The sequence below is a fragment of the Pseudomonas sp. R2-60-08W genome, assembly GCF_003852335.1.
Classification (GTDB): domain Bacteria; phylum Pseudomonadota; class Gammaproteobacteria; order Pseudomonadales; family Pseudomonadaceae; genus Aquipseudomonas.
Genome location: NZ_CP027731.1, coordinates 1,592,581 through 1,609,472, shown reverse-complemented (window position 1 = coordinate 1,609,472; position 16,892 = coordinate 1,592,581). Strand labels below are relative to the sequence as shown.

The 16,892-nt window shown below is 60.6% G+C and carries 13 protein-coding genes; 7 read left to right on the top strand and 6 right to left on the bottom strand.

Annotated features, from left to right (window positions below):
- Positions 1–45: 45 nt before the first annotated feature.
- On the bottom strand, positions 46–1,812 hold the full coding sequence (locus tag C4J90_RS07315) for an ABC transporter transmembrane domain-containing protein (RefSeq protein ID WP_124419513.1): 1,767 nt from the start codon (positions 1,810–1,812) through the stop codon (positions 46–48).
- 245 nt (positions 1,813–2,057) lie between these two features.
- Here C4J90_RS07315 and C4J90_RS26850 point away from each other — a divergent pair, with 245 nt between their 5' ends.
- A complete protein-coding gene (locus C4J90_RS26850; RefSeq protein ID WP_164488010.1) occupies positions 2,058–2,231 on the top strand; it encodes a PA1571 family protein in 174 nt (57 codons plus the stop codon).
- 54 nt (positions 2,232–2,285) lie between these two features.
- Here the strand turns inward: C4J90_RS26850 and pdxB are convergent, their stop codons facing one another.
- A complete protein-coding gene (gene pdxB, locus C4J90_RS07310) occupies positions 2,286–3,428 on the bottom strand; it encodes a 4-phosphoerythronate dehydrogenase PdxB (RefSeq protein WP_124419512.1) in 1,143 nt (380 codons plus the stop codon).
- 256 nt (positions 3,429–3,684) lie between these two features.
- Between pdxB and C4J90_RS07305 the strand changes: the two genes are divergently transcribed.
- Positions 3,685–5,088, top strand: a complete 1,404-nt coding sequence (locus tag C4J90_RS07305; protein WP_124419511.1) for an MATE family efflux transporter — start codon at positions 3,685–3,687, stop codon at positions 5,086–5,088.
- Positions 5,089–5,195: 107 nt separating this feature from the next.
- On the opposite strand, the gene tusA is transcribed toward C4J90_RS07305, so the two are convergent.
- Together tusA and rlmM are read right to left on the bottom strand one after the other, a co-directional pair.
- The gene (gene tusA / locus C4J90_RS07300) at positions 5,196–5,441 is read right to left on the bottom strand and encodes a sulfurtransferase TusA (RefSeq protein WP_124361785.1); all 246 of its coding nucleotides are present in this window, start codon (positions 5,439–5,441) and stop codon (positions 5,196–5,198) included.
- 126 nt (positions 5,442–5,567) lie between these two features.
- The gene (gene rlmM, locus C4J90_RS07295; protein ID WP_124419510.1) at positions 5,568–6,644 is read right to left on the bottom strand and encodes a 23S rRNA (cytidine(2498)-2'-O)-methyltransferase RlmM; all 1,077 of its coding nucleotides are present in this window, start codon (positions 6,642–6,644) and stop codon (positions 5,568–5,570) included.
- A 191-nt stretch (positions 6,645–6,835) separates the two neighbouring features.
- Here rlmM and acnA point away from each other — a divergent pair, with 191 nt between their 5' ends.
- A complete protein-coding gene (gene acnA / locus C4J90_RS07290) occupies positions 6,836–9,577 on the top strand; it encodes an aconitate hydratase AcnA (protein WP_124419509.1) in 2,742 nt (913 codons plus the stop codon).
- 140 nt (positions 9,578–9,717) lie between these two features.
- On the opposite strand, the gene C4J90_RS07285 is transcribed toward acnA, so the two are convergent.
- Entirely contained in the window at positions 9,718–10,656 is a 939-nt protein-coding gene (locus C4J90_RS07285) for an aspartyl/asparaginyl beta-hydroxylase domain-containing protein (protein ID WP_124419508.1), read from the bottom strand.
- A 139-nt stretch (positions 10,657–10,795) separates the two neighbouring features.
- Positions 10,796–11,770 (bottom strand): cysteine synthase A, encoded by a 975-nt coding sequence (gene cysK / locus C4J90_RS07280; protein ID WP_124361781.1) that lies wholly within the window; start codon positions 11,768–11,770, stop codon positions 10,796–10,798.
- Positions 11,771–11,896: 126 nt separating this feature from the next.
- Here cysK and C4J90_RS07275 point away from each other — a divergent pair, with 126 nt between their 5' ends.
- The 4 genes from C4J90_RS07275 to C4J90_RS07260 all read left to right on the top strand — a co-directional run bounded on the left by C4J90_RS07275 (position 11,897) and on the right by C4J90_RS07260 (position 16,823).
- Entirely contained in the window at positions 11,897–12,973 is a 1,077-nt protein-coding gene (locus tag C4J90_RS07275) for a DUF748 domain-containing protein (RefSeq protein WP_124419507.1), read from the top strand.
- Between the two features lie 211 nt (positions 12,974–13,184).
- Entirely contained in the window at positions 13,185–14,030 is an 846-nt protein-coding gene (locus C4J90_RS07270) for a MoxR family ATPase (RefSeq protein ID WP_003189627.1), read from the top strand.
- The gene (locus C4J90_RS07265; protein WP_032892863.1) at positions 14,030–15,208 is read left to right on the top strand and encodes a VWA domain-containing protein; all 1,179 of its coding nucleotides are present in this window, start codon (positions 14,030–14,032) and stop codon (positions 15,206–15,208) included. Before C4J90_RS07270 ends, C4J90_RS07265 begins: the two co-directional genes overlap by 1 nt.
- Before the next feature lie 283 nt (positions 15,209–15,491).
- Positions 15,492–16,823 carry an IS110 family transposase gene (locus tag C4J90_RS07260; RefSeq protein WP_124414627.1) on the top strand — a complete coding sequence of 444 codons (1,332 nt, stop codon included), beginning with the start codon at positions 15,492–15,494 and terminating at the stop codon, positions 16,821–16,823.
- Positions 16,824–16,892 lie beyond the last annotated feature (69 nt).

Sequence of the window (16,892 nt, the reverse complement as noted above, 5' to 3'; positions counted from 1 at the left end):
ATCGAAAAACCACATGATGCCCTAAGGCGTAGCCATACCGCAGCTTCATTGCACTTCCTTACCCTCACTGAACTGCAACGCCGCCAACCGCGCATACAGCGGATTGCTCGCAATTAACTGCTGATGCGTGCCCACGGCTACCAGTTTGCCCTGGTCCATCACCGCGATCCGGTCGGCGTTCTTCACCGTGGCCAGGCGGTGCGCAATCACCAGGGTGGTGCGGCCCTGCATCAATTGCGGCAGGGCTTGCTGGATCAGGTGTTCGCTCTGGGCATCGAGGGCGCTGGTGGCTTCGTCCAGCAGCAGGATGGGCGCGTCTACCAGCAACGCACGGGCGATGGCCAGGCGTTGACGCTGCCCCCCGGAGAGGCCCAGACCACCGTCGCCGAGGTGGGTCTGGTAGCCATCGGGCATTTGCAGGATGAAGTCATGGGCATGGGCGATGCGGGCTGCGGCTTCGACCTGCTCGCGGGTGGCCGTCGGATTACCGTAGCGGATGTTGTCTTCGATGCTGCCAAAAAACAGCGCCGGGCTTTGGGATACCAGCGCGAAGTGGCGGCGCAGGTCCAGCGGGTCGAGTGCGGTCAGCGGCTGCCCTTCGAGCAGGATGCGGCCGTGCTGGGGGTCATAGAAGCGCAGCAGCAAGTCGAAGAGCGTCGATTTGCCTGCGCCGGAAGGTCCCACCAAGGCGAGGGTTTCGCCAGGGTTGACGCTCAGGTTCAGGCCGTCGATGGCGTAGCTGTCTGGCCGTGACGGGTAGGAAAAGCGCAGGTCTTGCAGCTCCATGCGCCCGCTGACCCGTTCCGGCAGCCGTACGCCACCGCTGGCCGGCGCCTGGATGTCGTTGCTCGACTGCAACAGTTCGCCAATCCGCTCCGCCGCACCGGCGGCCCGCTGCAGCTCGCCAAGCACTTCACTCAAGGTGCCCACAGCGCTGCCGACGATCAGGCTGTAGAACACGAACGCCGCCAGCTCACCGCCGGAAATGCGCCCGCTGATCACGTCCATCCCGCCGACCCACAACATCACGCCCACGGCACCGAGCACCAGCATAATCACCAGGGTAATCAGCCAGGAACGTTGCAGGATGCGTTTGCGGGCGGTGGTGAACGCCTCTTCCACGGTCAGGGCGAAACGCTGCTCGTCCTGCACCTGATGGTTATAGGCCTGCACGGTCTTGATCTGGCCCAGGGTCTCGGACACATAGCTGCCGACATCGGCAATGCGGTCCTGGCTCTGGCGCGACAGGCTGCGCACGCGCCGGCCAAAGATCAGGATCGGCGCCAGCACCAGCGGCAACGCCACCACGACAATGCTGGTGAGCTTGGGGTTGGTGATGAACAACAGCACGATACCGCCGATGACCATCAGGGCATTGCGCAGGAACAGCGACAGCGATGAGCCAATCACCGATTGCAGCAGGGTGGTGTCGGTGGTCAGGCGTGACTGGATTTCCGAGCTGCGATTGTTTTCGTAGAAGCCCGGATGCAGGTAGATCAGGTGGTTGAACACCTGCCGGCGAATGTCCGCCACCACCCGCTCACCAATCCACGACACCAAGTAGAAGCGCGTGAACGTGCCCACCGCCAGGCCCACCACCAGCACCATAAACAGCGCGATGGACTGATTGAGCAGGTGCGGCGACTGGGTCATGAAACCCTGGTCGACCAGCAGGCGGATACCTTGCCCCATGGACAAGGTGATGCCGGCGGTAACGATCAGCGCCAGCAGGGCACCCAGCGCCTGCCAGCGGTAGGGCGCAATGAAGCGGCCGGCCAGGCGAATCGCACGGCGTTGACGGACTGAGAACATTTAGGGCTTCACCAATGAGGAGACTATTGATCAACATTGGGGGAACTTGAGCAAATAGCAATGAGTCAGGTTAATTATGCCCGCCGATAGAGGCCGCTAGAGGCTATCGGTCTAAGACTGATCTGGAAATATGTGCCGGTTTCTGGTGGACTGGGTGTTCGAACCGATGGTCGTGTATGGAGTTGTAATAGCTCGGTCACGCGGGGGAATTAAAGTAGGTACACAACCTGATGAGGAGACAGGCCATGACCTTGCAAAACAGCAGCGATGCCAAAATTGAAGTGATCCGCCAACCGCAGGATCTGCCTTGCTCGTACATCGATGCCAAGGGCCGCGAAGTGCAGATTACCGAAGAAATGATCCAGCAAGCCTGCAGCGAACTGGAACAGCGCCTGGTCAAGCCTGCACAGCAAGGCTGAAGCGCCGACGCTCTTGCAAACCCGGCCCAGGTGGCCGGGTTTTTTATTGAGTGTTTAAACGCTGACCGCGCCCAGTGCGGTCACGATGTTGGACAACACGGCCGACTCACCATTGATGCGCACCTTCAAGCCGTCAATCTCACGACGCTCCGGGTAATGCTTGCGCAACAGGTCGAATGCCTTGCGCTGCTCCTCTACTGTTCCTACCAGGCTGCGACGCAAATCCGCATCGTCCCGGCGCGGGTCGTACACACTGCGGCACAAGGTCGCCAGCGCCCAGGCCGGATCGGTTGAGGCATTCAAGTGCACCTCGGCCAGCCATGGCGCCGGCAACAAATCGCGCAATTGAATGCTCGGTTCCTGGCCCAGGTGCGCACAGAACGCCTGGTAGATCTGCGCCGTACCGCGCTGCTTGCCGTCAAGGCTGTAGCCGGCGATATGCGGCGTGGCCAGCACGCACAGGTCAGCCAGGTCGGCATCCACCTGCGGCTCGCCTTCCCACACGTCCAGCACGGCTTGCAGGTCTTCGCGCTCCAGCAACACGTCGCGCAGCGCGGCGTTGTCCACTACCGCGCCTCGGCTGGCATTGATCAGCCAGGTGCCGGGCTTGAGCTGCGCAAGGCGCTGGCGATCGAACAGATGCCAGGTGGAGCCATTGCCGGACTTGGTCAGCGGCGTGTGCAAGCTGATCACATCGCAGTGCTCGATAATCTGCTGCAGGCTCACGTAGTCAGCGTCTTCGGCGATCTGCCGTGGCGGATCACACACCAGCACGTTCCAGCCCAGGCCCTTGAGCACCTTGACCAGCCGCCCGCCGACCTCGCCGGCGCCAACGATGCCGTAGGTGCGCCGGCTGAGGTCGGCGCCTTCGATTTCGGCCAGGGTCTGCAAGCTGCCCAGCACATAATCCACCACGCCCCGGGCATTGCAGCCGGGTGCGCTGGACCACTGGATACCGGCCTGCCTGAAGTAATCGAGGTCCAGATGATCGGTGCCGATGGTGCAGGTGCCGACAAACCCCACCTTCGTGCCCTCGAGCAAAGCCCGGTTGACGTTGGTCACCGAGCGTACCAGCAGCACATCGGCCTGCTCGACCGTGGCGCGGTCAATGGAACGGCCGGGCACGCGGCGAATCTCGCCAAACCCCTGGAAAAATGCATCGAGCAGCGGAATATTTTCGTCGGCAACAATCAGCATGGCAGGCTCCTTTGGCGGATCAGCAGTGTACAGGCTTGCAGGGGTCCCATGTGCGAGGGGGCTTGCTCCCGATGGCGGTGGGTCAGTTGATGCATCTGTGACTGAGCCATTGCTATCGGGGGCAAGCCCCCTCCCACAGGGATTGGTGTGTTTAGTCGATTGTTTACAAATCCCCAACACAGGTTTTTTCCTGACCATTGCGTCAAAGCGTAGAATCCGCCGTCCTTGCGACTGCCTTTTTATTGGACACCTGTACGTGAACACTGCCACCGCTCCCCTCACCCGCCCCGCCCGTATCAGCCGGGAAGTGCGCGACCTGCTGACGCTGGCCTTGCCGATCATCATCGGCCAACTGGCAACCACTGCGATGAGCTTTGTCGATGCGGTGATGGCCGGACGTGTCAGTCCCCAGGACCTGGCGGCGGTTGGCCTGGGTAACTCGATCTGGATCCCGGTCTACCTGTTGATGACCGGCACCCTGCTGGCCACCACACCGAAAGTCGCGCAGCGCTACGGCGCAGGCAAATACAGCGAAATCGGGCCATTGGTGCGCCAGTCATTGTGGCTGGCCGTGGCGGTCGGCATCGCGGGTGCGCTGCTGTTGCTGTGCGCCGAGCCGGTGCTGCATGCGATGAAGGTCGAGCCGGCACTGATCGAGCCGTCCATGGGCTACCTGCATGGCATCGCCGCCGGCATGCCGGCCATTGCGCTGTATTACGTGTTCCGCTGCTTCAGCGACGGCATGGGCCGTACGCGGCCGAGCATGGTCATGGGCTTGTGCGGGTTGGCACTGAACATTCCGCTGAACTACATCTTCATCTACGGCCATCTCGGCCTGCCGGCCATGGGCGGCGTAGGCTGCGGCTGGGCCACGGCGATTGCGATGTGGGTGATGATGCTCGGCCTGGCCGGGTGGACCCGCTGGGGCCCGGCGTATCAGAGCAGCGAATTGTTCAAGCGCTTCGACTGGCCGCAATGGGCGGTGATCAAGCGTGTACTGGGGATCGGCCTGCCGATTGGCGTGGCGATCTTTGCCGAGTCGAGCATCTTCGCGGTGATCGCCCTGCTGCTGGGCAGCCTGGGGGCTACCGTGGTGTCCGGCCATCAGATCGCGCTGAATGTCAGTTCCCTGGTGTTCATGATCCCCTACTCCCTGAGCATGGCCGTCACCGTGCGCGTCGGCCAGGCCCTGGGCCGTGGCGAACCGCGTGAAGCCCGCTTCGCCGCCGGCGTTGGCATGGGCACCGCGCTGGCCTATGCCTGCCTGTCCTGTAGCCTGATGCTGGTGTTTCGCGAACAGATTGCGGCGATCTACACCCCCGACCCGGTGGTCATCCACCTGGCATCGATGCTGATCGTGTTCTCGGCGTTGTTCCAGTTTTCCGACTCGATCCAGGTGACCGCTGCCGGCGCGCTGCGCGGCTATCAGGACACCCGGGTCACCATGCTGCTGACCCTGTTCGCCTACTGGGGCGTGGGCTTGCCGGTCGGTTACGCCCTGGGGCTGACCGACTGGCTGGGCGAACCCAGCGGCCCAAGCGGCTTGTGGCAAGGCCTGATCGTCGGCCTGAGCTGCGCGGCAGCCATGTTGCTGGTGCGCCTGGCGCGCAGTGCACGCCGACGCATCCACGCCGACAAGGCGCTCACGCGCGCCCTGTAGGAGCGAGCTTGCTCGCGAAAAACCTGAGAGCGCCGCGTTAAACCAGAAGCGCTGCTTGATCGTTAGCGTTTTTCGCGAGCAAGCTCGCTCCTACAAGGGTTCGGCGGTCAATCGGCTTTCTTGCGGATCCAGTAAAGGTACGTGCCGGCGTCTTCCTGTTGACTGACAAGTTCATGGTCGAGGAACACGCAGAATTTGGGAATATCGCGGCGGGTCGACGGGTCGGTCGCGATCACCTTGAGCAGGCCGCCCGCAGGCAGGTCGCGGATGTGCTGGTGCAGCATCATTACCGGCTCCGGGCAATTGAGGCCGGTGGCGTCGAGGGTGCCGTCTACGGGCAGTTCAAGACTCATACTTCACTCCTAAAACCAACCCGACCTTCTGTGGGAGGGGGCTTGCCCCCGATGACGAGGGCACATTCAACATAAATTTCGACAGTTATACCGCTATCGCAGGCAAGCCAGCTCTCACATTGGGTATCAGTGTCTCTTGGGTTTCTTTACGTCCACAAGTCGACGCAAGTGGCACGTCACTTCTTCGCGGTCGTGGTACAGCTGCTTGCAGCCAATCTCCACCCGAATGCCGCGTGCCTTGAAGCCGTCTTCGATGCGCTCCAGCAGACGCTTCACTTCGGCATACCGCTGCTTCATCGGCAGCTTGAGGTTGACCACCGCCTCGCGGCAATACCCCTCGCCGATCCAGGTTTCCAGCAATGCCGCGTTGCGCGCCGGCTTCTCGACAATATCGCAGACCATCCAGTCCACCGGCTGCTTGGGCACGAAGGTAAAGCCATCGGCCATCAAATGCTGCACCAGGCCGGTGTCCATCAGGCTTTCGGCCATGGGGCCGTTGTCAATGGCGGTCACCAGCATGCCCCGGTTGACCAGCTGCCACGTCCAGCCGCCGGGGGCCGCACCGAGGTCGACACCGGTCATGTCGCCATGCAGGCGTTCGTCCCACTGCTCGCGAGGAATGAAGTGGTGCCAGGCCTCTTCCAGCTTCAAGGTCGAGCGGCTTGGGGCTTCACGCGGGAACTTCAAACGCGGGATACCCATCGGCCACATCGCTGAATTGTTCGACTCGGCCAGGCCCATGAACACCTCGCGACCGCTCTTGAACGTCAGCAGCAGGCGCGGCTTGCTCGGGTCGTCCACCAGCCTGCCGGCGTTCAGCAAGGCTTTGCGCAGGTGCACCTCGAATTTCTTGCAGAAATTCGACAGTTCCTTGCCGTCGTTGGTATCGACCATCTCCAGCCACAGGCTGCCGCACACTGGGAATTCACGCAGGTGGGCGAGGATCACGCTGATGCGATCGGTTTCCGGCAGGTCGATGAATACCCCGCGCGCCCATTGCCTGGGGAAGATCAGCTCGGCGAAGCGCTGGCCGTGCATCAGGCGTTGCGCGCCGTCTTCTTCAGTGCAGACAAATTCGGCGCAAGCGCTGCCGGTCTTGGCCTTGGCGTAGCCGGAAACGTTCAGGCGCGCGGCGTGCTCCGCGATCTCGGAACAGACTTCGCCTTCAAAACCCGGGCGGCAGTGCATAAAAAGGGTGTTCAATTGAATCTCCTGGCAACGGGATTGCTCTATCGCAATACCTGTCATGAAAACGCGCGCATGATAGCCGAGTTCGGAACCTTGGACTTAAGCATAGAGTCCAGTTATTAGCCTGCTAATGAAAATCGCGCTAAGTTGAACGCTCTGTTCGTCCCGTCAGGTCCGTGGCCGTGCGGATCAAAAGGAGTCATGTAATGTCATCCCTTGATAGCCTGAGAACCCTTAAGACCCTGCAAATAGACAGCAAGACCTACCACTACTTCAGCCTGCCCGAAGCCGCCAAGAGCCTGGGTGACCTGGACAAGCTGCCGATGTCGCTCAAAGTGCTGCTGGAAAACCTGCTGCGCTGGGAAGACGCCAAGACCGTCACCGGCAACGACCTCAAGGCCATCGCCGCCTGGCTCAAGGAACGCCGGTCCGACCGTGAGATCCAGTACCGCCCCGCCCGCGTGCTGATGCAGGACTTTACTGGCGTGCCCGCCGTGGTCGACCTGGCCGCCATGCGCGCCGCCGTGGCCAAGGCCGGGGGCGACCCGCAGCGCATCAACCCGCTGTCGCCGGTCGACCTGGTGATCGACCACTCGGTGATGGTCGACAAATTCGGCAACGCCGACGCCTTTGAGCAAAACGTCGATATCGAAATGCAGCGCAACGGCGAACGTTACGCCTTCCTGCGTTGGGGCCAGAGCGCCTTTGACAACTTCAGCGTGGTGCCCCCGGGCACCGGCATCTGTCACCAAGTCAACCTGGAATACCTCGGCCGCACCGTGTGGACCAAAGATGAAGACGGCCGCACCTACGCCTTCCCCGATACCCTGGTGGGCACCGACTCCCACACCACCATGATCAACGGCCTCGGCGTGCTCGGCTGGGGCGTGGGCGGGATCGAAGCGGAAGCGGCGATGCTCGGTCAGCCGGTGTCGATGCTGATCCCGGAAGTGATCGGCTTCAAGCTCACCGGCAAATTGAAAGAAGGCATCACCGCCACCGACCTGGTGCTGACCGTGACCCAGATGCTGCGCAAAAAAGGCGTGGTCGGTAAGTTCGTCGAGTTCTATGGCGATGGCCTGGCCGATTTGCCCCTGGCCGACCGCGCCACCATTGCCAACATGGCGCCTGAATACGGCGCTACCTGCGGCTTTTTCCCGGTCGACGAGGTGACGCTGGACTACCTGCGCCTGTCCGGTCGCCCGACGGAAACTGTCAAGCTGGTCGAGGCCTACACCAAGGCCCAGGGCCTGTGGCGCAACGCCGGCCAGGAGCCGATCTTCACCGACACCCTGGCCCTGGACATGGGCAGCGTCGAAGCCAGCCTCGCCGGGCCGAAACGCCCGCAGGACCGTGTCGCCCTGCCAAACGTGGGCCAGGCGTTCAGTGATTTCCTCGACCTGCAATTCAAACCCACCAGCAAGGAAGAAGGCCGCTTGGAAAGCGAAGGCGGTGGCGGCGTCGCCGTGGGCAATGCCGACCTGGTGGGCGAAGCCGATTACGAATACGAAGGCAATACCTATCGCCTGAAAAACGGTGCCGTGGTCATCGCGGCCATCACCTCCTGCACCAACACCTCCAACCCCAGCGTGATGATGGCGGCCGGGCTAGTGGCGAAGAAGGCCGTGGAAAAAGGCCTGACGCGCAAGCCATGGGTCAAGACCTCCCTGGCGCCGGGTTCGAAAGTGGTTACCGACTATTACAAGGCGGCCGGCCTCACCCACTACCTGGACACCCTCGGTTTCGACCTGGTGGGCTACGGCTGCACAACCTGCATCGGCAATTCCGGGCCGCTGCCCGAGCCGATCGAAAAAGCCATCCAACAAGCCGACCTTACCGTCGCCTCGGTGTTGTCCGGCAACCGCAACTTCGAAGGCCGCGTGCACCCACTGGTGAAAACCAACTGGCTGGCCTCGCCGCCCTTGGTGGTGGCTTACGCGTTGGCGGGTACGGTGCGTATCGACATCAGCAGCGAGCCCCTGGGTAACGACCAGCAGGGCAACCCGGTGTACCTCAAGGACATCTGGCCCAGCAGCCAGGAAATCGCCGACGCGGTGGCTCAGGTCAGCACGGGCATGTTCCACAAGGAATACGCCGAGGTATTTGCCGGCGACGCACAATGGCAAGCGATTGAGGTGCCGCAGGCGGCGACTTATGTGTGGCAGAAGGATTCCACCTATATCCAGCATCCGCCGTTCTTCGACGATATCGCCGGGCCGCTGCCGGTGATCGAAGACATCAAGGGCGCCAACGTGCTGGCCCTGCTCGGTGATTCGGTGACCACCGACCACATCTCCCCTGCTGGCAACATCAAGACCGACAGCCCGGCCGGCCATTACCTGCGCGAGCAAGGCGTGGAACCACGGGACTTCAACTCCTACGGCTCACGCCGGGGCAACCATGAAGTGATGATGCGCGGCACCTTTGCCAATATCCGGATCCGCAACGAAATGCTCGGCGGCGAGGAAGGTGGCAATACGCTGTATATCCCGACCGGCGAGAGAATGGCGATCTACGATGCCGCGATGAAATACCAGGCATCGGGCACACCGTTGGTGGTAATCGCCGGCCAAGAGTACGGCACCGGCTCGAGCCGCGACTGGGCGGCAAAGGGCACCAACCTGCTGGGCGTCAAGGCGGTGATCGCGGAAAGCTTCGAGCGAATCCACCGCTCCAACCTGGTGGGCATGGGCGTGCTGCCGTTGCAGTTCAAGCTGGACCAGAACCGCAAGTCGCTCAAGCTCACCGGCAAGGAGAAGATCGATATCCTCGGGCTGACGAATGCCGAGATCGAACCCCGGATGAACCTGACGTTGGTGATTACCCGGGAAGATGGCAGCAGCGAAAAGATTGAGGTGCTGTGCCGGATCGATACGCTTAACGAAGTGGAATACTTCAAGTCGGGCGGTATCCTGCACTACGTATTGCGCCAGTTGATCGCCAGCTAAAGGCCGGTGGAGATCAAATGTGGGAGGGGGCTTGCCCCCGATAGCGGTGGGTCAGCTGTAAATGTGCTGACTGACACTCTGCTATCGGGGGCAAGCCCCCTCCCACATTTTGATTGCATTTCAAGCTGGTAGAACCGAACTCAGCCGAACAACCACTTCCACAGCAACACCAGCACAACCACCGCCAACACCGGCCGCGCAATGCGGTAGGCCTTGGGATGCTTGCGCTTCCACTGCTTGACCTGGCCGCTGAACTTGTCGCTGAAGGTCTTGCTCCAGGCATACGCCTGGTTGATCCCACCCACGCGCTCGTCGTCGAGGTTCTGCGGCGCGGTGGCACGCCCCAGCTGTTTGCTGACCCAACGATTGACGCGGGTCATCAGGCGGTTGCTCAACGGGCGTTCGATGTCGCAGAACAGGATCACACGGGTTTGATCGGTTTCGTTCTTGACCCAGTGCACATAGGTTTCGTCGAACATCACATCTTCACCGTCGCGCCAGGCATAGACCTGGCCGTCGACAAAGATGCGGCAGTCGTCGGAGTTCGGCGTGGACAGCCCCAAGTGATAGCGCAGGGAGCCGGCGAACGGGTCGCGGTGCGGGTTCAGGTGGCTACCGCCCGGCAACAGCGCAAACATCGCGCCCTTGACGTTGGGGATACTGCTGACCAGCGCCACGGTCTTCGGGCACAAGGCCTCGGCCGATGGCAGGGGTTTGTCGTACCACTTGAGGTAGAAGCGCTTCCAGCCTTTCTTGAAGAACGAGCCGAAACCGGCATCGTTGTTCTTTTCGGCGGCGCGGATGTAGCCCTCGTCGAACAGGTGCATGGCCTCTTCGCGGATCACTTCCCAGTTGTCCTTGAGCACGTCCAGTTCCGGGAACTTGCTGCGGTCCAGGTAAGGCTTGGACGGTACTGCGGAAAACAGGTACATCAGGGCGTTATACGGGGCGAACAGCGCCGAATGGTTGACGAACTGGCGCAACATCGGCAAACGGGCCTTGCCGCGCAGGTGCACATACAGCGTGCTGCCGACAAACAGCAGCAACACCGACAGTTTGGCGGCCAAAGAAAAGGTCATGCAGCAACTCCTGAAAATAAGCGCCTGGCCAACAGCAGACGTAACAGCCGGCCATGATAAACATTCGGGCCATTATGCAGAAGGCCTTGGCCAACCGGCTGACCTGAATCAACACGCCGTCGCCCTGTGGTGTAGGAGCTCAAGCCTGGTTTTCCTGCTCGGTAAACAAATCGCTGAACAACATGCTCGACAGGTAGCGCTCACCGGAGTCCGGCAGGATCACCACGATGGTCTTGCCCTGCATTTCCGGCTTCTCGGCCAGGCGCACCGCCGCCGCCATGGCCGCGCCGCAGGAGATGCCGCACAAAATGCCTTCTTCCTGCATCAAGCGCAGGGCCATGGCCTTGGATTCTTCGTCGGTGACCAACTCCACGCGGTCGACCATCGACAGGTCGAGGTTTTTCGGCACGAAACCGGCGCCAATGCCCTGGATCTTGTGCGGGCTGGGCTTGATCTCTTCGCCGGCCAGCGCCTGGGTGATCACCGGCGACACGAGCGGCTCCACCGCCACTGACAGAATCGGCTTGCCCGCCGTGTGCTTGATATAGCGCGACACACCGGTGAGGGTGCCGCCCGTGCCCACGCCCGCCACCAGCACGTCCACGGCGCCGTCGGTGTCGTTCCAGATTTCCGGGCCGGTGGTTTTCTCGTGGATGGCAGGGTTTGCCGGGTTTTCGAACTGGCCCGGCATAAAGTAGGTGCCAGGGTCGGCGGCGACAATTTCTGCGGCTTTTTCAATCGCGCCTTTCATGCCCTTGGCCGGTTCGGTCAGCACCAGCTCGGCGCCGAGGGCCTTGAGCACTTTACGACGCTCGATGCTCATGGACGCGGGCATGGTCAGCAGCAGTTTGTAGCCGCGTGCCGCCGCCACGAACGCCAGGCCGATCCCGGTATTGCCGGAGGTGGGCTCGACAATGGTCATGCCCGGCTTGAGTTTGCCGCTGCTTTCCGCGTCCCAGATCATGTTGGCGCCAATGCGGCACTTCACCGAGTAGCCTGGGTTGCGCCCTTCGATCTTGGCCAGGATGGTGACCCCGCGCGGTGCGATGCGGTTGATCTGCACCAGAGGCGTATTACCGATGGAGTGCGCGTTGTCTGCAAAGATGCGGCTCATGACGGATCCTATTTGGCAATGTCCAGAAAGGTCCCAAGGGTATGCCTCGTGCCCCTAGGCGTCCAGTCGGAGGAACGTTGCGCCCCTTGCAACAGTCCATCACCTACGAGCAAGGAGGACTGCCCCATGAAACGTCGTTACAGCTGGCCGCTCTGGACCCTCGCCGGGCTGGTGCTGGTACTGGTTGCCGTGCACATCGCGCTGCCTTACCTGGTGCGCAACTACCTGAATGAAAGGCTCGCCAATATGGGCGACTACCGTGGCGAAATTGCCGATGTGGACCTGGCTTTATGGCGCGGCGCCTACCGGATCAACGGTCTGCAGATCGTCAAGGTGGACGGTAAGGTACCGGTGCCGTTCATCAAGGCGCCGCTCATCGAGTTCGCAGTAAGCTGGCATTCGCTGTGGTACGACCATGCGGTGGTGGCCGAAGGGCATTTCGTACGCCCCGAGGTCAATTTCGTCGACGGTGGCGCCAACAAGCAGGCCTCCCAGACCGGTAAAGGCACCGACTGGCAGGAACAACTGCGCAAGCTGCTGCCGATCACCCTCAACGAAGTGCGCATCGAAGACGGCAAGATCTCGTTTCATAACTTCAGCTCCACGCCCAAGGTCAACCTCAACGCCACCGGGGTCAACGCCAGTTTCTACAACCTGACCAACGTGGTGGACGTCAAAGGCAAGCGCGATGCGCGTTTCGAGGGCAAGGCGCTGTTGCAAGACCAGGCGCCCCTGGAGGCCAACGCCACCTTTGACCCGCTGAGCGATTTCGAAGAGTTCGAATTTCGCTTGCGCGCCCGCGACCTGCAACTCAAGCGCATGAATGACTTCGCCTCGGCCTATGGCAAGTTCGACTTCAAGGCCGGCACCGGCGACGTGGTGGTCGAAGCCCAGGCCGAAAAAGGCCAACTGAGCGGTTATATCAAGCCGCTGCTGCGCGATGTCGAAGTGTTCGACTGGCAGCAGGACGTGGAAAACAAAGACAAGAACATCTTCCGCTCGATCTGGGAGGCTGTGGTTGGCGCCAGCGAGACGGTGCTGAAGAACCAGCGCAAAAACCAGTTCGCCACCCGCGTGGAGCTGAGCGGCAGCGTGCATCAGCAAAACGTCAGTGCGTTTTCCGCGGTGATCGCGATTCTGCGCAACGGGTTCATCCAGGCGTTCAACGCGCGCTATGAACAACCCAAGCCCAGCGCCGATTAGAACGGTGGGAGGGGGCTTGCTCCCGATGGCGGTGTGTCAGTCTATACATCTGTGACTGAACCACTGCTATCGGGGGCAAGCCCCCTCCCACATTGACTGCGTTGACCGGACTGACGTGACCAGCCATTCAGAGACTGAATAGCCCGTCTGCGTTCACAGTCGCCGGGGCTGCGCGGTATAGTCGGGCATTGATGAATTCGAGGAATGACCGATGAAGTTCGAAGGCACCCAGGCCTATGTGGCTACCGATGACCTGAAACTGGCCGTCAACGCCGCCATCACCCTGGAGCGTCCGCTGCTGGTCAAGGGCGAACCGGGCACCGGCAAGACCATGCTCGCCGAGCAACTGGCCGAGTCCTTCGGCGCCAGATTGATCACCTGGCACATCAAGTCCACCACCAAGGCCCACCAGGGCCTCTACGAGTACGACGCGGTCAGCCGCCTGCGCGACTCGCAACTGGGTGTGGACAAGGTGCACGACGTGCGCAACTACCTGAAGAAGGGCAAGCTCTGGGAAGCCTTCGAGTCCGAGGAGCGGGTGATCCTGCTGATCGACGAAATCGACAAGGCCGACATCGAGTTCCCCAACGACCTGTTGCAAGAGCTCGACAAGATGGAGTTCTACGTCTACGAAATCGACGAGACCATCAAGGCCAAGAAACGCCCGATCATCATCATTACCTCCAACAACGAAAAAGAGCTGCCGGACGCGTTCCTGCGCCGCTGCTTCTTCCATTACATCGCCTTCCCCGACCGCACCACCCTGCAAAAAATCGTCGACGTGCACTACCCGGACATCAAGAAAGACCTGGTCAGCGAAGCGCTGGACGTGTTCTTCGACGTGCGCAAGGTGCCCGGTTTGAAGAAAAAACCTTCCACCTCCGAGCTGGTGGACTGGCTCAAGCTGCTGATGGCCGACAATATCGGCGAAGCCGTGCTGCGCGAGCGCGACCCGACCAAGGCCATCCCGCCGCTGGCAGGCGCCTTGGTGAAGAACGAGCAGGACGTACAATTGCTGGAGCGTCTGGCGTTCATGAGCCGTCGCGGTAATCGCTGATGTTGCTCAACCTGTTCAATGAAATGCGGGCCGCCAAGGTACCGGTGTCGGTGCGCGAGCTGCTCGACCTGATCAACGCGCTGAAACAACGCGTGACCTTCGCCGACATGGACGAGTTCTACTACCTGGCGCGGGCGATCCTGGTCAAGGATGAACGGCATTTCGACAAGTTCGACCGGGCTTTCGGCGCCTACTTCAACGGCCTGGAAAAACTCGACGATCACCTGCAGGCGCTGATCCCCGAAGAGTGGCTGCGCAAGGAGTTCGAGCGCTCGCTGAGCGATGAAGAACGCGCGCAGATCCAGTCACTAGGCGGCCTCGACAAGCTGATCGAGGAATTCAAGAAACGCCTGGAAGAACAGAAAGAACGCCACGCCGGCGGCAACAAGTGGATCGGCACCGGCGGCACCAGCCCCTTCGGTTCCGGCGGCTACAACCCGGAAGGCATTCGCGTGGGTGACGCGGGCAAGCGTCAGGGCAAGGCGGTGAAGGTGTGGGACCAGCGCGAGTACAAGAATCTCGACGATCAGGTGGAACTCGGCACTCGCAACATCAAGATCGCCCTGCGCCGCCTGCGCAAGTTTGCCCGCCAGGGCGCGGCGGAAGAGCTGGACATCGATGGCACCATCGACCACACCGCGCGCGACGCCGGGCTGTTGAATATCCAGATGCGCCCCGAACGACGCAACACCATCAAGCTGTTGCTGCTGTTCGATATCGGCGGCTCGATGGACGCCCATGTGAAGATCTGCGAAGAGCTGTTCTCTGCCTGCAAGACCGAGTTCAAGCACCTGGAGTACTTCTACTTTCATAACTTCGTGTACGAGTCGGTGTGGAAGAACAACCAGCGCCGCACCTCGGAGCGCACCTCCACCCAGGACCTGCTGCACAAGTACGGCGCGGACTACAAAGTGATCTTTATCGGCGATGCGTCCATGGCGCCCTATGAAATTACCCAGGCCGGCGGCAGCGTCGAACACTGGAACGAGGAGCCTGGATATGTATGGATGCAACGGTTCATGGCCAAGTACAAGAAGCTGATCTGGATAAACCCGTATCCCAAGGATACCTGGGGGTATACGGCGTCGACGGGGATCGTACGCGAGTTGGTGGAGGACCAGATGTACCCGCTGACGTTGCGCGGGTTGGAAGAAGGTATGCGTTTTCTCTCCAAGTGAATGAAGACCCAAGCCCTGTAGGAGATCAAATGTGGGAGGTCCCACTAAGTCTTCGACGTAGCGCTGTCGCGCATCAAACTGGTTCATCGTAAGGTTGAAGAACGCGTGCGGGGCAAAGGCCGTAGCCAACACTGGTGTGACAGCACCCGAGTGGGAGAGTGGCCTGCACGGTATCGGCGTGGAGTCATTGTCGGCACAGCAAAGCTGTGACCACGTATAAGAGAGTGAATCCGCTCGCCACCGTGTACCCCGCCCGCGTCGTTCAATCCTGCGAGGAATTGTCATGACGCGCAAGAACCAAAAGCGTTTTGAGGTTATCCATCCGGACTGCGCTGCGGTTGATGTGGGCGGCAGTGAGCATTTAGCCGCTGTTGATCCGACCAAATGCGATGATCCGGTTAAGCGGTTTTCAACCTTCACCGATGATTTGCATGCCATGGCCGATTGGTTTGAATCCATGGGCGTCAAGGTGGTGGCGATGGAGGCGACCGGAGTTTATTGGATCCCGCTCTTTGAAATACTCGATAGACGGGGGTTTGAAGTCTATCTCGTGAATTCCCGTGCGACTCGGCAAATAACCGGTCGCAAGTCCGACGTACTGGATTGTCAGTGGATCCTTCAGCTCATGACGCACGGGCTGCTGCGAGGCGCTTTTCGGCCCTCGGACGATGTGTGTTCATTGCGCTCACTGGTCCGTCAGCGTGGCAATAAGGTCCGCGACCAAGCCAAGGCCCTCAACCGGATGCAAAAGGCTTTGGTCCAGATGAACATCCAACTGGCTCAAGTCATCAGCAACATTGCCGGGGTGACAGGCATGAGTATTTTGCGGGCAATCGTTGATGGAGAACGTGACCCCGAAGTACTTGCCATGCTCAGAGACAAGCGCGTCAAAGCCGACCAGGCCACTGTCGCCCGAAGTTTGCGGGGTAACTGGCGAGCTGAGCATTTGCATGCACTGAGTCAGGAACTGGCGGCTTACGACTTCCTTGAAAAACAGATTGGTGAATGCGACCAAGCCATCGCCTTTGCACTTGAACGGTTGCCTGTTCTTCAAGACGAGGTCGTGCTCCCAGCTAAAACGCTGCGCAACCCACACCGCTCCACTGAGCAGCAATTGACCCTGCATCGAGCGCTGAATAAGGTGATGGGGGTAGATTTAACCGCAATTCCTACTATCGGCATCGATACGGCGTTGGTTTTGGCTAGCGAATTGGGATCGGACTTGTCACGGTTTCCGACCTCACAGCACTTCTGTTCCTGGCTGGGCCTCGCGCCGCCAACGCGAATTTCGGGAGGAAAACCCTTGCCCGGGAAATCTCTAAAAGTGATTAACCGAGCTGCACAGGCTTTAAAGCAAGCCGCTTCTATCGCACGCAATGATAAAAGCTTTATCGGAGCAAGCCATCGGGCGCGCCTAACCCGAATGGATACTTGCTGCGCAATCAAGGCGACAGCGCATCAACTGGCCCGGCTGATTTACGCGATGCTGACTAAAGGTCAACCGTACGTTGAAAAAGGAATCGAGGAGTTTGAAGAAAAAAGCCGTGACCGGCAGATGCGCGCCTTGGAGCGCAAGGCGCGTAAGTTAGGAATGCAGCTGGTTAAAGCGGCTTGAAATTAAGAGCAAAAACAATGAGTTATTTTTTGTTTGATAAGAGGGGGCTTGCTCCCGATTGCAGTGTGT

Bases quoted from the DNA above. Each gene is read 5' to 3' on its own strand.
- C4J90_RS07315 (WP_124419513.1), bottom strand. From the start codon at position 1,812: ATGTTCTCAGTCCGTCAACGCCGTGCGATTCGCCTGGCCGGCCGCTTC.
- C4J90_RS26850 (WP_164488010.1), top strand. From the start codon at position 2,058: ATGACCTTGCAAAACAGCAGCGATGCCAAAATTGAAGTGATCCGCCAA.
- pdxB (WP_124419512.1), bottom strand. From the start codon at position 3,428: ATGCTGATTGTTGCCGACGAAAATATTCCGCTGCTCGATGCATTTTTC.
- tusA (WP_124361785.1), bottom strand. From the start codon at position 5,441: ATGAGTCTTGAACTGCCCGTAGACGGCACCCTCGACGCCACCGGCCTC.
- acnA (WP_124419509.1), top strand. From the start codon at position 6,836: ATGTCATCCCTTGATAGCCTGAGAACCCTTAAGACCCTGCAAATAGAC.
- C4J90_RS07285 (WP_124419508.1), bottom strand. From the start codon at position 10,656: ATGACCTTTTCTTTGGCCGCCAAACTGTCGGTGTTGCTGCTGTTTGTC.
- cysK (WP_124361781.1), bottom strand. From the start codon at position 11,770: ATGAGCCGCATCTTTGCAGACAACGCGCACTCCATCGGTAATACGCCT.
- C4J90_RS07275 (WP_124419507.1), top strand. From the start codon at position 11,897: ATGAAACGTCGTTACAGCTGGCCGCTCTGGACCCTCGCCGGGCTGGTG.
- C4J90_RS07270 (WP_003189627.1), top strand. From the start codon at position 13,185: ATGAAGTTCGAAGGCACCCAGGCCTATGTGGCTACCGATGACCTGAAA.
- C4J90_RS07265 (WP_032892863.1), top strand. From the start codon at position 14,030: ATGTTGCTCAACCTGTTCAATGAAATGCGGGCCGCCAAGGTACCGGTG.
- C4J90_RS07260 (WP_124414627.1), top strand. From the start codon at position 15,492: ATGACGCGCAAGAACCAAAAGCGTTTTGAGGTTATCCATCCGGACTGC.